General features: G+C 57.6%; 8 protein-coding genes and 2 pseudogenes. 4 read left to right on the top strand and 6 right to left on the bottom strand.

The window, feature by feature from the left end; translation table 11 throughout:
* Nucleotides 1-68 precede the first annotated feature (68 nt).
* The 5 genes and pseudogenes from AAAK34_RS13860 to AAAK34_RS13840 form a co-directional block, all read right to left on the bottom strand.
* Entirely contained in the window at nucleotides 69-1,271 is a 1,203-nt protein-coding gene (locus AAAK34_RS13860) for a DUF3322 domain-containing protein (protein WP_231695882.1), read from the bottom strand.
* Nucleotides 1,268-4,625, bottom strand: a pseudogene (locus AAAK34_RS13855) (ATP-binding protein). The gene AAAK34_RS13860 and the pseudogene AAAK34_RS13855 overlap by 4 nt, the downstream one beginning before the upstream one ends.
* Nucleotides 4,618-5,295: a DUF4194 domain-containing protein gene (locus AAAK34_RS13850; protein ID WP_231695883.1), complete on the bottom strand. Its 678-nt coding sequence runs from the start codon at nucleotides 5,293-5,295 to the stop codon at nucleotides 4,618-4,620. The pseudogene AAAK34_RS13855 and the gene AAAK34_RS13850 overlap by 8 nt, the downstream one beginning before the upstream one ends.
* Nucleotides 5,296-5,354: 59 nt before the next feature.
* A pseudogene (locus AAAK34_RS13845) lies at nucleotides 5,355-6,805 on the bottom strand (DUF3375 domain-containing protein).
* A gap of 54 nt (nucleotides 6,806-6,859) precedes the next feature.
* Nucleotides 6,860-7,681, bottom strand: a complete 822-nt coding sequence (locus AAAK34_RS13840; protein WP_431777393.1) for an alpha/beta fold hydrolase — start codon at nucleotides 7,679-7,681, stop codon at nucleotides 6,860-6,862.
* A 162-nt stretch (nucleotides 7,682-7,843) separates the two neighbouring features.
* Here AAAK34_RS13840 and AAAK34_RS13835 point away from each other — a divergent pair, with 162 nt between their 5' ends.
* Together AAAK34_RS13835 and AAAK34_RS13830 are read left to right on the top strand one after the other, a co-directional pair.
* On the top strand, nucleotides 7,844-8,722 hold the full coding sequence (locus AAAK34_RS13835; RefSeq protein WP_431777392.1) for an alpha/beta hydrolase: 879 nt from the start codon (nucleotides 7,844-7,846) through the stop codon (nucleotides 8,720-8,722).
* 24 nt (nucleotides 8,723-8,746) lie between these two features.
* The gene (locus AAAK34_RS13830; RefSeq protein WP_231695887.1) at nucleotides 8,747-9,169 is read left to right on the top strand and encodes a VOC family protein; all 423 of its coding nucleotides are present in this window, start codon (nucleotides 8,747-8,749) and stop codon (nucleotides 9,167-9,169) included.
* A gap of 3 nt (nucleotides 9,170-9,172) precedes the next feature.
* Here AAAK34_RS13830 and AAAK34_RS13825 read toward each other — a convergent pair whose 3' ends face one another.
* On the bottom strand, nucleotides 9,173-10,150 hold the full coding sequence (locus AAAK34_RS13825; protein WP_231695888.1) for a GMP reductase: 978 nt from the start codon (nucleotides 10,148-10,150) through the stop codon (nucleotides 9,173-9,175).
* Between the two features lie 318 nt (nucleotides 10,151-10,468).
* On the opposite strand from AAAK34_RS13825, the gene AAAK34_RS13820 reads away from it, so the two are divergent.
* Together AAAK34_RS13820 and AAAK34_RS13815 are read left to right on the top strand one after the other, a co-directional pair.
* A complete protein-coding gene (locus tag AAAK34_RS13820; protein WP_231695889.1) occupies nucleotides 10,469-12,127 on the top strand; it encodes an ankyrin repeat domain-containing protein in 1,659 nt (552 codons plus the stop codon).
* 174 nt (nucleotides 12,128-12,301) lie between these two features.
* Nucleotides 12,302-14,698: a UvrD-helicase domain-containing protein gene (locus AAAK34_RS13815; RefSeq protein ID WP_231695890.1), complete on the top strand. Its 2,397-nt coding sequence runs from the start codon at nucleotides 12,302-12,304 to the stop codon at nucleotides 14,696-14,698.
* The last annotated feature ends 35 nt before the right edge of the window (nucleotides 14,699-14,733 follow it).

Here is a 14,733-nt window from a genome sequence, read left to right as displayed (position 1 = left end):
AGGCCTTTCGCGGCTGAAGCTGCTCCTACAAAGATAGCGTTGGCACACCTAAATGGAGGGTATTGAGCCTAACCGAGTGGTTGATTGGCAGTATCACCAACGAGCCTTTGAAGCCGATCAGCCACCCATCGGAAACCGATATGCTCCTGCTCCAGCCGTAGCCCTGGCCGTTTGCGGTTGTCGCGCAGATCATCGTAGAGACTGCGCTCTTCAGGCGTCAGGCGATGCAAGTCGGCCATCAAGGGTTTGTCTTCGGTTCCCCAGGCGGCGGTGTGGGCATCAAGGGTTTCCCTGTCCATCAGGAACGATGTTACGTGTTCAAAGCGGCCTCGCAGTTGATCCAGAATACCGAAGCCGTGGGTATCAATATCCCCCCAGTAATGGATGGAACAATTCTTTAGCCAGTCACTGCGGGACAGCGCATCCCAGCCGTAACCCGCGCCAAATATGACGATGGCATGGCGAGCTTGCGGAAATGCAAGGAAGTTGGTTTCGTTTTCGGTAATGAACACGCGCTGTACCGGAAGCTGCAGCTGACTGAAACTGTCGGCATCCAGCGTGACGTCCGGGTAGGCTGAGCCGGGCACTACGCGTATGCGTGAGTCAAGCACCCTGAATCGAATGCGGGTTGGCTTTTCCAGGAATCCATAGCGGGCAGAAAACTGGCTGATGCCCGCTTTTTCTATGTCTACGGCGCTTGCTGGCAGGGCTAAATCGAGCAGCTCAGTCAGCACGGCGCGGTGAGTTTCCATGAACTTGCTGTGCACGCCGGGCAAATCTACCTGCCGCAAGTAAATGCCTGGGCGAGGGTGCTCGACCAGCCAATCCACCACGGCTAGCAATCGAGACCATTCGGCTGTAAGCGAAAGCGCCTGCAGCGGTCGTCTCTCAAGCCAGGGAAGCAATGCAGCGTTGGCTTGGCGGGTGCTGGCGACTTGTGCCGAGAATCGGTCCCATTCCTTGCGTTTTCCCAGCCAGGTCAGGGCGTCCTCAAGGGTCTCGATCCACACGGAAGTCGGTAGCTTCTGGGTGCCCTGAACGCGGTGTCGAAGTTCCTGCCATTCGACACGAATCGATTCAGCGGCTGCCAACTCCGTCGCCCATGCGCGAACGTCCTGAAAACGATCTGTGATGTCTGTGGAACTTGGGAGTTTGAGTGACAACCTTAACGGAAAACGCACGTGGCCCGTGACGGTGTCTCGCAGTAGTTCGCCTCGCTCCCACAGGCGAATCAACTGTGCCTTCAATTCTTTCGGGCCGGTCCAACTCACTGCAGCAGTTCCTGTGCGGATTCAGTGGATGCTGAAGCCTTCTGCGCCCGGTATTCTTCAATGGAAAGATTGCGCAGCTTGGAGGCTCGGCCACCCTCGTTGTGGACGAAGCCTACGCTGGAAACGTAGGGTTCGATGATGTGAATCTTCTGCAGTGGCGTGACGATCAGCAACTGCAGGTTGAGTTGCCGGAACAGCTTCAGGCCGTACTGCGCGGATTCATCTGAACCCCTTCCGAAGGCCTCGTCGATCACCACAAAGCGGAAAGAACGGGAGCGCACAGCTCCCCACTCCAGGCCAAACTGATAGGCCAGACTGGCGGCCAGGATGGTGTAGGCCAGCTTCTCTTTTGCCCACCAGACTTGCCGCCGGAATCTGAATAGTGCTCATGTTCGCTATGGTCTTCGCGCCAACGCTCGCTGGCGGCGAAAAGGAACCAGTTGCGCACATCAGTGACCTTGCTCGTCCAGCGGCGATCTTGTTCAGACAAACCCTCTCGCCCGCGGAAGCGGTCGATGATAGCCTTGACCTGCAGGAACTTCGCCTCTGAATACTGGGCGTCATCGGAGCCCGTGACGGCGCCCTCAGTGCAGGCACGCAATTCTTGCTGAAAATCGCGGATCTCGGCATCAGGACTGGGCTGTGATTCGAGGACGATGTAGCGCCCAGGGTTGTAGTCAATCTCGCCTAGGGACTTGTTGATGTGGGCAATGCGCTCTTTGATGGTTTCGCGCTCCCGTGCCAGCTGGGCATTGAAGCTGGCGATTTCGTTGATCGTATTGACGTTCAGCAGCTCTTTGAATCGCGCGACAAAACGCGGGAGGTCGTCGCGGTTCAACTGCGTCAGCAGGTTTTCGTATTCAAAGGCTGCTTCCAGGCTGGCGTCTATTTCGGCTGTTTCCAGTTTGAATGCTTCCTTGAAGGAGGCCATTGCCTTGATGATTTTTTCGGCTAGGCGCTTGAGTTTGGCGTCTTCTGAATCGATCTTGGTCTGCAGCCAGGTGCGCACATCCTGTTCGCGGTTGTCGCATGATTCCACCGTCAGTTGATGTTCGCCCAGTGCCTCGGCGCGCATGGATTCCAGCTTGGCTGATTGCGTTTCGTCCACTACGGCGCCAGCGAGCATTGCTTCCGTTTGCCGGTAAAGCTCGTTCGCATCCGAGCGTCTTTGTTCCACTTTGGCGCGCTTGTCACGTGCAAGCTGTAGTTCTTCGCCTGTTTCCCTCAGCGCCTTCTGCAGCGCGCGCAGGTTGTCGTTCAACTGCTTGAGCACATCGGAGGCTGCTTCCAGCCGGCTGCGCTCATCTATGAGGTGTGCAATCTCTGTGGCAACTGTGCTCCAGTCCAATTCCTCGAAAGCCGTGAATTCTTCAAGTCGAGTCAGGGCGTCAAGCTGGCTGCTCAGCACAGCACGTTCTTTCTGAATTTTGCTAATCTGGCTGCCAATGTCTCCTAGCTGAGTTTCGATCTGGCGGCGTTTGGCTTCAAGCGCCGCGATCTTGGCACTATTGCTCCAGCCGAGCACATAGCGGCTGCGATCATCAATGCGGTGGCGGTCGTCCTTTTCATGTCGACCGCTGGGGTCTTTGATCTGGCCTGCCCGCGTGATGGGGCGCGTTTCGCGACGGAACTGTTCTTGCGTGGCGCAGCACGCTACATCAAAGCGATGAGCAAGCTCGCGCTCCAGCCAATCGTAATGGGGGGAGTCGGGTTTTATGGACAGTTTTCGAACCAGGGAGTCTCGGTGCAAGTCTGGCAGTTCGGCGGCCTTGCGTGGCCGCACATGGAAGTACACCAGGCGGCCACGCAGATGGGCGCCATCGAACCATTCGGCCACCGCCTTGTAGTGAGCATCAGGCACCAGAAGCGCCAAGCCGAAACCGCGCAACAGGCGCTCAGCTGCACCTTCCCAGTCGCGCTCATCTTCACGCACCTGGATCAATTCACCAGCGAAAGGCATGTCATCCACATTCAGGCCCAGTGCGGCACACATGGCAGCGCGAATCTGGATTTGCTGGTCATCAATGTTGCTGCGCCTGCGCTTCAGGCTGTCGATTTCGGCAGTTTGCTGGTCATGCTCCTGCTTGCCTTGTCTCAAGCTGACACTGTGCTCTGTCAGTGCATTCTGAAGATCAGCATCGCGGTTACGCGCATCCTCGCGCCAGCTTTGATACTTGCCGCGTTGCGCTGCAAAGGTGGGCGCGTCTGTGGCCTGTGGCTCGCCCAGCACGCGTGCCAGCTCGCCATATCGATCTGCCTTGGTTTTGCGCGTGTCTCGCAGTTGCTCTTTCTTGCGAATATCTGCAGCAAGGCGTTCCAACCGGTCGCCACCGTTGTCATGGATGGCCTGCTTCAGTTCATCAACATGAAGGGACTGGGATTCATGAGCAGCTTGGAGTCTTTGCGCCTGAGCATTCAAGCGTTCCCATTCTTCTGCCAGCAAGCCTGTACGCTTTTCGATCAGGCCAAGCTTCAGGCGCGCAAACCTTCAACTTCGGCCACCAGTGCTTTGTGCCTGCCGCAGTCCGCAACCATTGGCGTGAGTAGTTCAACCTGCTGCTGAGTTTTCAGCACAGCCTGGTGGGCGCGGTTGAGGTCGTCGAAGTGACCGATTAAGGCTTGCAGGCGAGGGCCGACGTCGAAGGGTTCGAGCATGTGGCTGCGCACGAAATCTGTGAGGTTGCCCACGGACTTCATCGATACGGTCTGGTGAAAAAGCTCCAGGGCCTGATCGTTTTCTATGCCGAAACGACGGCGGAACCAGGCCGCATAGGGAGGGAAGCTGTCGTGCACATCGGCACCCAGCCCGCGCAGTTTCTTGCGAAGCTGGGCAATGTCCGATCCGAAATGGGCAAAGTCAGAAGCGATCGACAGCGGACGCTCGGCTCCGAGGAAGAACCGTGCCGGCTGCCCCTGTGCGTCTTTCATCCAGAACACCTGGGCCAAGGTCACTGTCTGGTCGTAGCCTGCGTTATGGAAAACGCCAAGGATCACCGAATAACTATTGTGGTCGCGCAAGCTTACGGGCTTGGCCGCGCCCGTGACTTCGTTGCGTTCGGACTTGTAGTGCCCGAGCACGTAGGAGCGGAGTGTTCGTTCTTTGCTGTCTGCACCGGCGGCCTTGTTGTAAGCGATGCGGTTGGCTGGCACCAGCAAGGTGGTAATGGCGTCCACCAAGGTGGATTTGCCCGAGCCAATGTCGCCCGTGAGCAGACCGTTTTTCCCGTCGAGCTGCAGTGTCCACACCCGGCTGTCGAAAGTGCCCCAGTTGAACACCTCCAGGCGAGTGAGGCGAAAGCCCGACAGCGTGTCGTCGGCGCAGAAGTCCAGGCCCAAGGATTGGGGGTTACTCATGGCCTGTTCCGTTCTTTGCATCGCCCACCCCTGCCAGTTGTACGTGGTAAGCGGCCAGACGTGCATCAAATTCGGCCAACCACTGGGCGTCGACAAAAGCCTTCAGGATCCGGCGCACCTCAAAAGTGGCTGGGCCAGTTGCAGCGCCTCCTGAGGGTTTGAGTTTTTGCAGAAAGCCAAGCTCTGCCACCTTGTTGATTGTGGTTTCGATTTGATCAATTTGCTTGGCCTCATTGGAGCCATCTGGCAGAAACACACGGACCAGTTCCACGATGTCATCGCGGGAGAGCACCAGCCGGGTATCGCCGCCACCTGCGTCGAACTCGGCCAACTTCTTGCGCAGCAAGGCGAGCATGAGGCTCACGGAAAAGCTCAGGGGCCGACGTGCCACCAAACGAGGCATACGGGGAGCGGGGTCGTCTTCGGCCGGTTCGGGGCGGCTCTTCAGGAAGGCATAGCCCTCCGCCTCGTCGAGCATCAGGTCCAGATTCAGCACTGCCACATAGTCGCGCACCCGCGCTTGGAGATTCAGCAATGCCGCCCATTGGCGTTCGTTGTCATCGCGGTAGAGCACGCCTTTGAGCAGACTGACCAGAAGCACTGATAGATCAGGAGCCGCGCCCACCATGGGGTCTGCTGCGGTGAAGGCGTTAGAGGATTCTTCTCCCATGGTGTTTCTAGAGTTATGCCGTTGGCTTTAAATTTTGTTGTTGACCAGCGCATGAATACTCAGCGCATAAAAATGACACGGGGCAAGCTTGCGCTGCGAATGATTGGTCCATTTGCACTTGATGCTTGCCAGGGGATTGGTTCGGGCGTGTCCTCATCTACCACGGTGCTGAAAGTATCACTTCCCAACTGCAGGTAGGCAATCAACTCCGCCAGTCCGTGCTGCAAAGGCTGATTGGTGACCAGTTCGCTCAAGGTGATCTGAGCTTTGTCCTGCAGAGCATGACGGATATGGCGGGTGAGTCGCGCTTTATCGACCACCACCTGATCGAAGAGCGCCGACGGGTCAATGTCTTCGTCACCTGCCAGCATGTCCAGGTTTGCAATGACCGGCTTGATGCTTGGTGTGAACAGGGGCCGTTCCATGGCTAACTCAATATCGGCGCTGGCCTCGGGCATTTCCATGACCGTGCCGGAAGGGGAGCATCACGGAGAGCCAGCGACTTGCTCTCGATGCCGTGCAGAATGTCCATGATGCGACGATTTTCCAGCCAGGCTTGGTCATCCAGGAAGCGCCGCAACTGCTGCGACAAAGCGGCGACTGTGCGCTGTGTGTGCTCGCCAGCTTCCATCCAGTCGTAGTGCACGCGGCGGGTTCGGGTGTCGGGTTTCAGGTCGGTCACGGCGGGCAAGGTCAGCACGCGATCCAGAAGTTCGGTCAGCTCCTCTTGCCGGCGGCTGGAAAGCAGAAAATCCCAGAAGGCGCGAAAGCTCTTGCCCTGATCGGAGTCGGCAATTGCATCGCGCTCGCCCATGATTTCTTCCAGCAGCGCGCCCTTGCTGCCCTCCCACAGAGCAATGCGCTCACGCACGCGGCGGTCCAGCTGCCGAAAATTGTGCTCCACCTCCCGAAAATCCCCAAGCAACTCGCGTGCTCCCTGCATGAATTGCTGGAAGCGATCCTTCAGCGCTGTATCGTCAAGCATGGGCACATTGCCCGAAAGCACTTGCGCAATCTCGGCGTCAATGTCGTCGCGTTTCTTATGTAGTTCGGCGATGCGTTTGGCTGGGTCGGCTTCGCTGCCTTCGCTCATCTGCTTGAGCAGGTCGAACAGCGTGAGCAATCGAGATTCTGTGCCTACAAATTGCCGCTCATTCAGTTGTGTCAGCCAGGCAATGGCTTTCTCGGTAGAGGGTGTCAAATCGAACTGGGCTTCGTCTGTTCCGGGGCGGTAGTATTTGCGCAGCCAGCCCTTGTCGGGCGCGGCCCAATCGTTCAGATACTCCAGCGCTGGCTTTGGAAACGCAGTTTCTCCCAGGTGCAGGCGCAAAGCATACAGTTCATCTTCTAGCGACTCCGCCAAATCCGCAGCTGACATCACCCGCACATTGGGCACCACGAACACGCGGTGCAGAAAGCTGGCCACCAAAGGGGCATGGTCCGAACGCAATAAGCGCCACGCGGGGTGGTAATTGCGCAAGGTGTCAAGGGTGGCGAAATCGATGCTCAAGGCGTTGTCGGTTCAGGTAAGGTTGTCCGGGCGATTCCAGCACTCGATAGTGCGTCAGCCAAGAAACTCCATGACTATCCGGTTGAATGCCTGTGGCCGTTCCCAGTTGATAGAGTGGCCGGCATCACCGATTTCGGCGAACTGGGCGTTTTGCAGATGCCGCGCCCAAGTCTTCATGAGGGCTGGTGGCGCCAGTAGATCGCTGCCGCCCATGAGTATGAGCGCCGGAGTCGCAATGGTCGCTATCTTTGCGTAAGTGTTGGGGGTGCGCAGGGGTTGTTCCGGCGCGCCTTCTTGCCGAGCCGTGTGTTCCATGTCGATGAAACTCTGGAAGCCCTCCGGGTTTTCCGAACGGTAGGCTACCCCCACTTCGAGGTAGGGGCGCACTTCCAGGCGCCCGGTCAGGCCCGGAACTGCAATTCGTGCCGAGAGCGCTTGCATTTCAGGCTCGGTGAATTTTCCGTTGCTTCCGGCGATGATTAGTTTGAGCAGGCGCGACGGCTGCCATGCGGCGTAATCCAGCGCAGCAAAGCCGCCACCGGCAATACCCAGTAGGCAAAACCGCTGCAGCCCCATTGCATTGGCCAGGGCATCAAGATCTTCTGCGATGCTTCCTGGCTGGGGACCGGTCTCGGGGTCAGCAAAACTCTGACCCCAGCCGCGACGGTCAAAGGCGATTACGCGGTAACCTGCGGCATGGAAGGCCGGAAACTGCGCATGCCAGCTATTCACGGTCGATGTGTTGGCGTGCAGGAGCACCAGTGGGGTGCCATTACCGCCGCTGTCGACCACCCAGAGCCGGGCGCCGGGTACTGGGATGTGCTTTGCGGAGAATTCCGGCAGGCCGGGCGGTTGAAGCAAAGTCGATGTGGTCATGCGTGAGGGAAGGGAGCTTTTATTTTTTCAGAAACGAAAGTCTAGTTGACCGTAGGTTGAATCAAAGCAGTTATGCAGCTTACTGGCAGGGGGTTAATTATTGGGCGGTTCAGCTCAATAGTTTTTTTACTGATCGGATAGTTTGCGACAATATCGCTACTCATGTTACGCCTAGACGATGCCCACTGTGACGCCATGCCCGACACGCAATGGCTTGAACGCATGTACAACAACCGCATGCGGGTGCCCGAACACGCTGATTATTTTGTCAGGTGGGCGGCAGAGTCTGCACGCGTTCGCAAGCATCTGACATCTGAGCTGGACGTTCCTTACGGAAACGGTCCCCGGGAAACTCTCGATGCGTTTGAAGCACCCCGCAAGAATGCGCCTGTGGTTGTCTTCATTCATGGGGGTTACTGGAAAGCGCTCGACAAGTCGCATCACAGCTTTGTAGCGGCCGCAATGCATGAGGCCGGGGCTGCTGTGGTGGTGCCCAATTACGGGTTTTGCCCGCGTCTCACCATTCCTGAGATTACGCTTCAGGTAGCACGTGCAGTGGCTTGGGCCTGGCGAAATGCTTCGCGGCTGGGCGGTGATCCGCAGCGCATCACGGTCATTGGACATTCTGCGGGTGGCCACATGGCGGCGATGATGCTCGCCTGCGCATGGAACGTGTTCGATGGCGATTTGCCTCCTGATGTGGTCAAAAGTGCGCTAGGCGTTTCGGGTCTGTACGATTTGGAGCCGCTGATGCACACCCCCAGCCTGCAGGAGGTTTTGCGCCTTACATCTCATCAGGTGCACACTGCGAGCCCCGCCCGTTTGCCGAGCCCCGCGCAAGGGCTTTTTTACAGCGTGGTGGGTGGGCAAGAGAGCGGCGAGTACTTGCGGCTAAACCGGCTTATCCAGCAGGCTTGGGGGCGCGAACGTGTGCCGGTGGCGGCTACCCTGACGGGCTTGAATCATTTCAGTATTCTGGATGCGCTGGCTCAGCCAGGGCATCGGCTGAATTCACTGGCGCGGGAGCTCCTTGAACGTTGACAAAAATAGGCGCATGCTTGAGCCATGTTGCCTATCAAAGATATAGATCACTTGGTATTGAGAGTGGCTCAGCTGGAGCCCATGTTGCACTTTTATTGTCAGGTGCTGGGCTGTAGCGTTGAGCGTCGCCAGGAGGCGCTTGGGTTGGTTCAACTGCGAGCTGGCCGGTCATTGATCGATCTGGTGCCGGTCGATGGTCAGATTGGCCGAGCAGGCGGCGCGGCGCCGGGGCGGGAAGGGCGGAATCTCGATCATTTTTGCCTGCGCGTTGACCCGTTTGACGAATCCGGCATTCGCGCTCACCTGCAACTACATGGCGTTGTCGCGGGCAAAACCGAGTTGCGCTACGGTGCGCAAGGGTTTGGCCCTTCGATCTACCTGCACGACCCCGAAGGCAACATGGTTGAGCTCAAGGGGCCGCCGCAAGAAGCTGATCAGAATCAGTAAAACTTACATCAGCAGGTGTTCGCCGGCGTTGTCACCCCCCAGGATGACGTAATTCACCTTGCGGATGTCGAGCAGCTTCTTGCCGCCTGCGTAGCTTATCGAGCTCTGCACGTCCTGTTCCATTTCGATCAATGTGTCAGCCAGCTTGCCCTTGATCGGCTCCAGAATGCGTTTGCCTTCGACATGGCGGTATTCGCCTTTATTGAAGTCGCTGGCAGAGCCGTAATACTCCTTGAAGAGCTCGCCGTCCACTTCAACAGTGCGGCCAGGAGATTCTTCATGACCGGCGAATAGTGAACCGATCATGACCATGGTGGCGCCAAAGCGAATGCTCTTGGCGATGTCTCCATGGCTTCGGATGCCACCGTCAGCAATGATGGGCTTGGTGGCCACGCGTGCACACCATTTGAGCGCTGAAAGCTGCCAGCCACCCGTGCCGAAACCGGTTTTCAGTTTCGTGATGCAGACCTTGCCAGGGCCCACGCCCACTTTGGTGGCGTCGGCGCCCCAGTTTTCCAGATCGATTACAGCCTCTGGAGTGGCTACGTTGCCGGCGATGACGAATGAATCCGGCAGCTTGGCTTTGATGTGGGCGATCATGTCTCGCACGGTGTCGGCGTGGCCGTGGGCGATGTCGATGGTGATGTACTCTGGGGCAAGGCCTTCAGCCGCGAGCTGATCGACGGTGGCGTAGTCAGCGTCCTTGACGCCCAACGAAATAGAGGCGAAGAGGCCTTTCTTTTTCATGTCGCGGACGAAGGCAAGGTTGTCGAGGTCGAAGCGGTGCATGACGTAGAAGTAACCGTTCTTCGCAAGCCAGGTGCAAACTTCCTCGTCCACTACCGTCTTCATGTTGGACGGGACCACCGGGAGTTTGAAGCGTCTGCTGCCAAACTCAATGCCGGCGTCGCACTCGCTACGGCTTTCCACGCGGCACTTGCGCGGCAGCAGCAGTACGTGATCGTAATCAAAGATTTCCATGAGGTCCAAGCTCCATTCAGATTTGAAAAGGTGGGCGCTTGGTCTGGCAGCCGGCATTTGTGGCTTGGCCACAAAAAAACCGGGTCAAGAAAACTTGGGCCCGGTGATTGATTCTACGGCGTTAGAAGTAACCATGCAAAGTTACGTGTCGGGATGGACTGGACAACACGTGTCCTACTAAAAAATTGGAACTTTAGATTTCGTTTTGTGACTCAGTCTCGGTGACATGCCTTGCCGTTTGCTTCGCCGCTGGATGAAGCTAAAAAAATGGCAGGTCTTCCTTGAGCACTTTTCTGATCACATTTACCAAGAATACTTATGCTGGGCCGTTCTAGTACCTCCAATGCACCATCCAACAACATTCCGAATCTGAACCTGCAGGCTAACGGCCAAGGTGCTCTCACCCAGGTTCGGGCAACTGGCAGCAGTCAGATCATCAACTCCAGTTCCGGCATTGGTACGTCTTTGCAAGACGGCAGAGTCGAGTGTTTGCAAGGCCTGGACGACGAGCTTTCTTCCGCTGTCGGAACTTCGTCTCCTCAGGCTTCGGCCACGAATGCAGGCACACATGACAGCACCCTTAGCGATCTTAAGTCGGTGATTGAGTCTGGCGATGTGGCCGCGGTGCGAGCGATCATCGGCGCTACCGCGGACTTTAGCTCATTGGATCCGGCTGGCGACAGCGCCCTGATCCTGGCGGCAGAGCGCGGACAGGCAAAAATTGTGGGAATTCTGCGCGATGCCGGGGCGCGCATAGGTGGTGCCAATCAGGGTGTCGCCTCGCGTTCGCTCAGGGTGGCGGCTTCCGAGGATTCTGCTGCTGGCGTGGCCGCATGGGTTGCAGCTGGGGTCGATATCAATGCCACCAATCAGAATGGCGCCACGGCTTTGATGCTTGCCTCTCAAAGGGGACACATCAATGCAGTAAGGGCTCTCATCGAGGCCGGGGCGGTCTTGAGCGTAGTCAATAAGCAAGGCGAAACAGCTCTGACGCTTGCAGCAGAACAAGGGCATGTGGCGGTGGTCAGGTTGTTGCGGATTTCTGGTGCTGCCATTACCCCCTCTCAGGAGTTGAAAAGCTCCCAGAGGCTTGATGGGGCGATCAGGTCCGGCGCATGGCAAGTGGCGGTCGCATGGTATTCGACTGCTCTTCAGAAATTGTCAGCATTTGCTTCTGCGTCCCCTCTGAGTACAGTGGCCCGCGGGATGAGGGGTTCAATTGGTGAAATGGAGGTGTCGATGCTCGTCAGCGGCGCTTTCGTGGCCGCTTTGGGTGCGAATCGACCTGCGGCTGAACAAGATCAACTATTGCTCAATACCCACTTGGTCTTCAATGCAATCGCCGGAAGGTCTGAGTTGGTAGGGGCGTTACGCTCGTCAGGGGCGAAAATTCCGAGCGAATTCCTTGCCTCAGCGGGGCGCGCCCTCAGGGATGCGGCGCGCGAGGGGCGAGAAGCGGGGGTGCGCGCATGGCTTGCTGCGGGGGCAGACGTCGATGCGGCGAATGAGGATGGCTGGGTTGCACTGATGTACTCAACTCAACTTCCGAATCACAGTATTCTCAGCTATTTGATAGCCGAGGGGGCCGAACTTGACCTTGCTGACAAAGACGGTGAAACCGCGCTGATTCTGTCAGCCAGAACTGCAAACTTCCGGGCGGCAGAAATATTGCTGCAACACGGGGCATCCAGGGAATTGCAAGACGGACAGGGGCGAACGGCCATGAATTGCGCAGTTGAAGCAGGACATGTGTTCGTGGTTGAGCCGCTACTTCGGGCAGGAGCGCAGATTTCTCGATCAGACGTGCACGCGGTTGCGCTGAGGCTCACGAGCGATCTGCCGGGAGTCGAACGCTCTGGATTTTTTCTGTACGGCACTGCTGCGCTGAGCGCCAGGCGTCTGGGCTTGCCTCTGTTGGAGGCCAGGCTGAAGGAAATGGTGCTGCCCGTCCATGAATCCACCGTTTTGCACTATTGATCTTTGAACCTAAATCCGGCGGTTGGACGCGCCCGATGACGCCCTGCTCGGGCGCGTCCAACCGCCGGACCAAGGTTGAACCCTTATTCCTGAGAGCGCTTTTCAGGCGAGCGCTCTACACAGTTTGTGAGAGTGTTTCTCTTGAATTTGGATGGGGGTTCATAGAATGCGGTAATGCCTATTTTTTCAATGTCCACTTCCAGCGCCGATCTGCCTCTTCTCAATGGCCTGAACCCTGAGCAACGCGCGGCTGTTGCTCTGCCTCCGGAACACGCACTGATTCTGGCTGGCGCAGGCTCGGGCAAGACTCGTGTGTTGACCACCCGCATTGCCTGGCTGTTGCAGACGGGGCAAGTTTCCCCGGGCGGAATACTCGCGGTTACGTTTACCAACAAGGCCGCCAAGGAGATGCTCACGCGCCTGACCAGCATGCTGCCGCTTAACGCGCGTGGTATGTGGATTGGCACTTTTCACGGTCTCTGTAATCGTTTCTTGCGAGCTCACTACAAGCTCGCGAACCTGCCTCAGTCGTTTCAAATTCTGGATTCGCAGGATCAGCTTTCGGCCATCAAGCGTCTGTGCAAGCAGTTCAACATCGACGACGAGCGTTTTCCACCTAAACAATTGCAATGGTTCATTGCGGGTTGCAAGGAAGATGGCGAGCGGCCCTCGGATGTGGTGGCCCGCGATGAGGAAACGCGTAAAAAGGTAGAGATCTATCAACTCTACGAGGAGCAATGCCAGCGCGAGGGGGTAGTTGATTTTGGCGAGTTGATGCTGCGCAGCTTTGAACTGCTAAGGGACAACGATGCAGTCCGGGACCATTACCGCAGGCGCTTTCGGCACATCTTGATTGATGAGTTTCAGGACACCAACCGGCTGCAGTATGCCTGGATCAAGATGATCGCGGGTTTGCCATCCGAGGGCGGTGGGGCCGTGATGGCGGTGGGTGATGACGACCAGAGCATTTACGCCTTTCGCGGAGCGCGCGTGGGCAATATGGCTGATTTTGTGCGCGAGTTTCATGTACAGCACCAGATCAAGCTGGAGCAGAACTACCGAAGCTATAGCAACATTCTGGACAGCGCCAACCATTTGATCGGCCACAACACGAAGCGGTTGGGCAAGAGTCTGCGAACTGACCAAGGCCCGGGCGAGCCGGTACGCGTCTATGAGGCTCCGAGTGATTTTGCCGAAGCAGAATGGGTTGTGGATGAGCTACGCCAGCTTGTCAAAGGCGATGGTTTGGCGCGCAGCGAGGTGGCCATTCTGTACCGCAGCAACGCGCAAAGCCGGGTCATTGAAACGCAGTTGTTCAATGCCGGCGTGCCGTATCGCGTTTACGGCGGCTTGCGTTTTTTCGAGCGGGCTGAGATCAAACATGCGCTCGCGTATCTCCGGTTGCTGGAAAATCCGAACGACGACACCAGTTTCCTGCGTGTCGTGAATTTTCCGCCGCGAGGCATTGGCGCGCGGACCATCGAGCTGCTGCAAGATGCAGCACGTGCTGCTGGGTGTTCGCTCCAGGATGCCGTGAGTTCCGTGCCGGGCAAGGCTGGCACCAACTTGGGTAGCTTTGTTGCCCAGATTGATGTTCTTCGCGAGCAGACGGCAGGCTTGACGCTGCGCGAGATCATTGAGGCTGTGCTGGATGCCAGCGGCTTGATCGATCACTATCGGATCGACAAAGAAGGCGCGGACCGCATAGAAAACTTGGAAGAGTTGGTGAACGCGGCCGAGAGCTTTGTCACTCAGGAGGGCTTTGGGCGCGACGCAGTCGCGCTGCCCGTCGACGAGCATGGCACGCCGCTGACGCAGAGCCCGGTCAGTCAAGGCCTGGATCCAGATGCCGTGGTGCTGAATGAACCAATGCCGGCGCCGATTGATGCGGAAACAGGTGAAACCCTTTCTCCGCTGGTGGCGTTTCTGACCCACGCGGCCCTGGAAGCAGGTGATAACCAGGCGCAAGCAGGCCAGGATGCAGTCCAACTCATGACGGTGCACGCCAGCAAGGGGCTGGAATTTGATGCCGTGTTCATCACGGGGCTGGAAGAGGGCTTGTTTCCCCACGAAAACTCGATGAGTGACCATGAGGGACTGGAGGAGGAGCGCCGGCTCATGTATGTGGCGATCACGCGTGCGAGGAAGCGCCTTTATTTGAGCCATGCACAGACACGAATGTTGCATGGACAGACACGCTATAACGTTCGCAGCCGTTTCTTCGAGGAACTGCCTGAGAGTGCGCTGAAGTGGATCACACCCAAACGTTCAGGATTCGGTTCAGGCTTCGGCTCTGTGGCCACGCCTTCAAGTGCCAGGCATCAACAGCCGGCTTGGGGTCGCAGCAGCATTGGGGTGGAGACATTCGCCAGTCCTCCCGTACCGCCGCAGCGTGCGGCGCCAAGCCACGGCATCAGGGCCGGGATCAAGGTTTTTCACACCAAGTTTGGCGAAGGCAAGGTTCAGGCGGTTGAAGGTGTCGGTGACGATGCTCGTGCGCAGGTTAATTTCCCGCGCCATGGCGTTAAGTGGTTGGCGCTGGCTGTGGCTAAATTGACCGTGGTGGAATGAGGCTGGGTTAGGTGGGGGCTGATCCCTGGTCATGC

It is taken from the genome of Ottowia caeni, assembly GCF_050821495.1.
Lineage (GTDB): Bacteria > Pseudomonadota > Gammaproteobacteria > Burkholderiales > Burkholderiaceae_C > Ottowia > Ottowia caeni.
The sequence above is the reverse complement of the archived record's forward strand: the minus strand, read 5'-3'. Positions and strand labels throughout refer to the sequence as shown.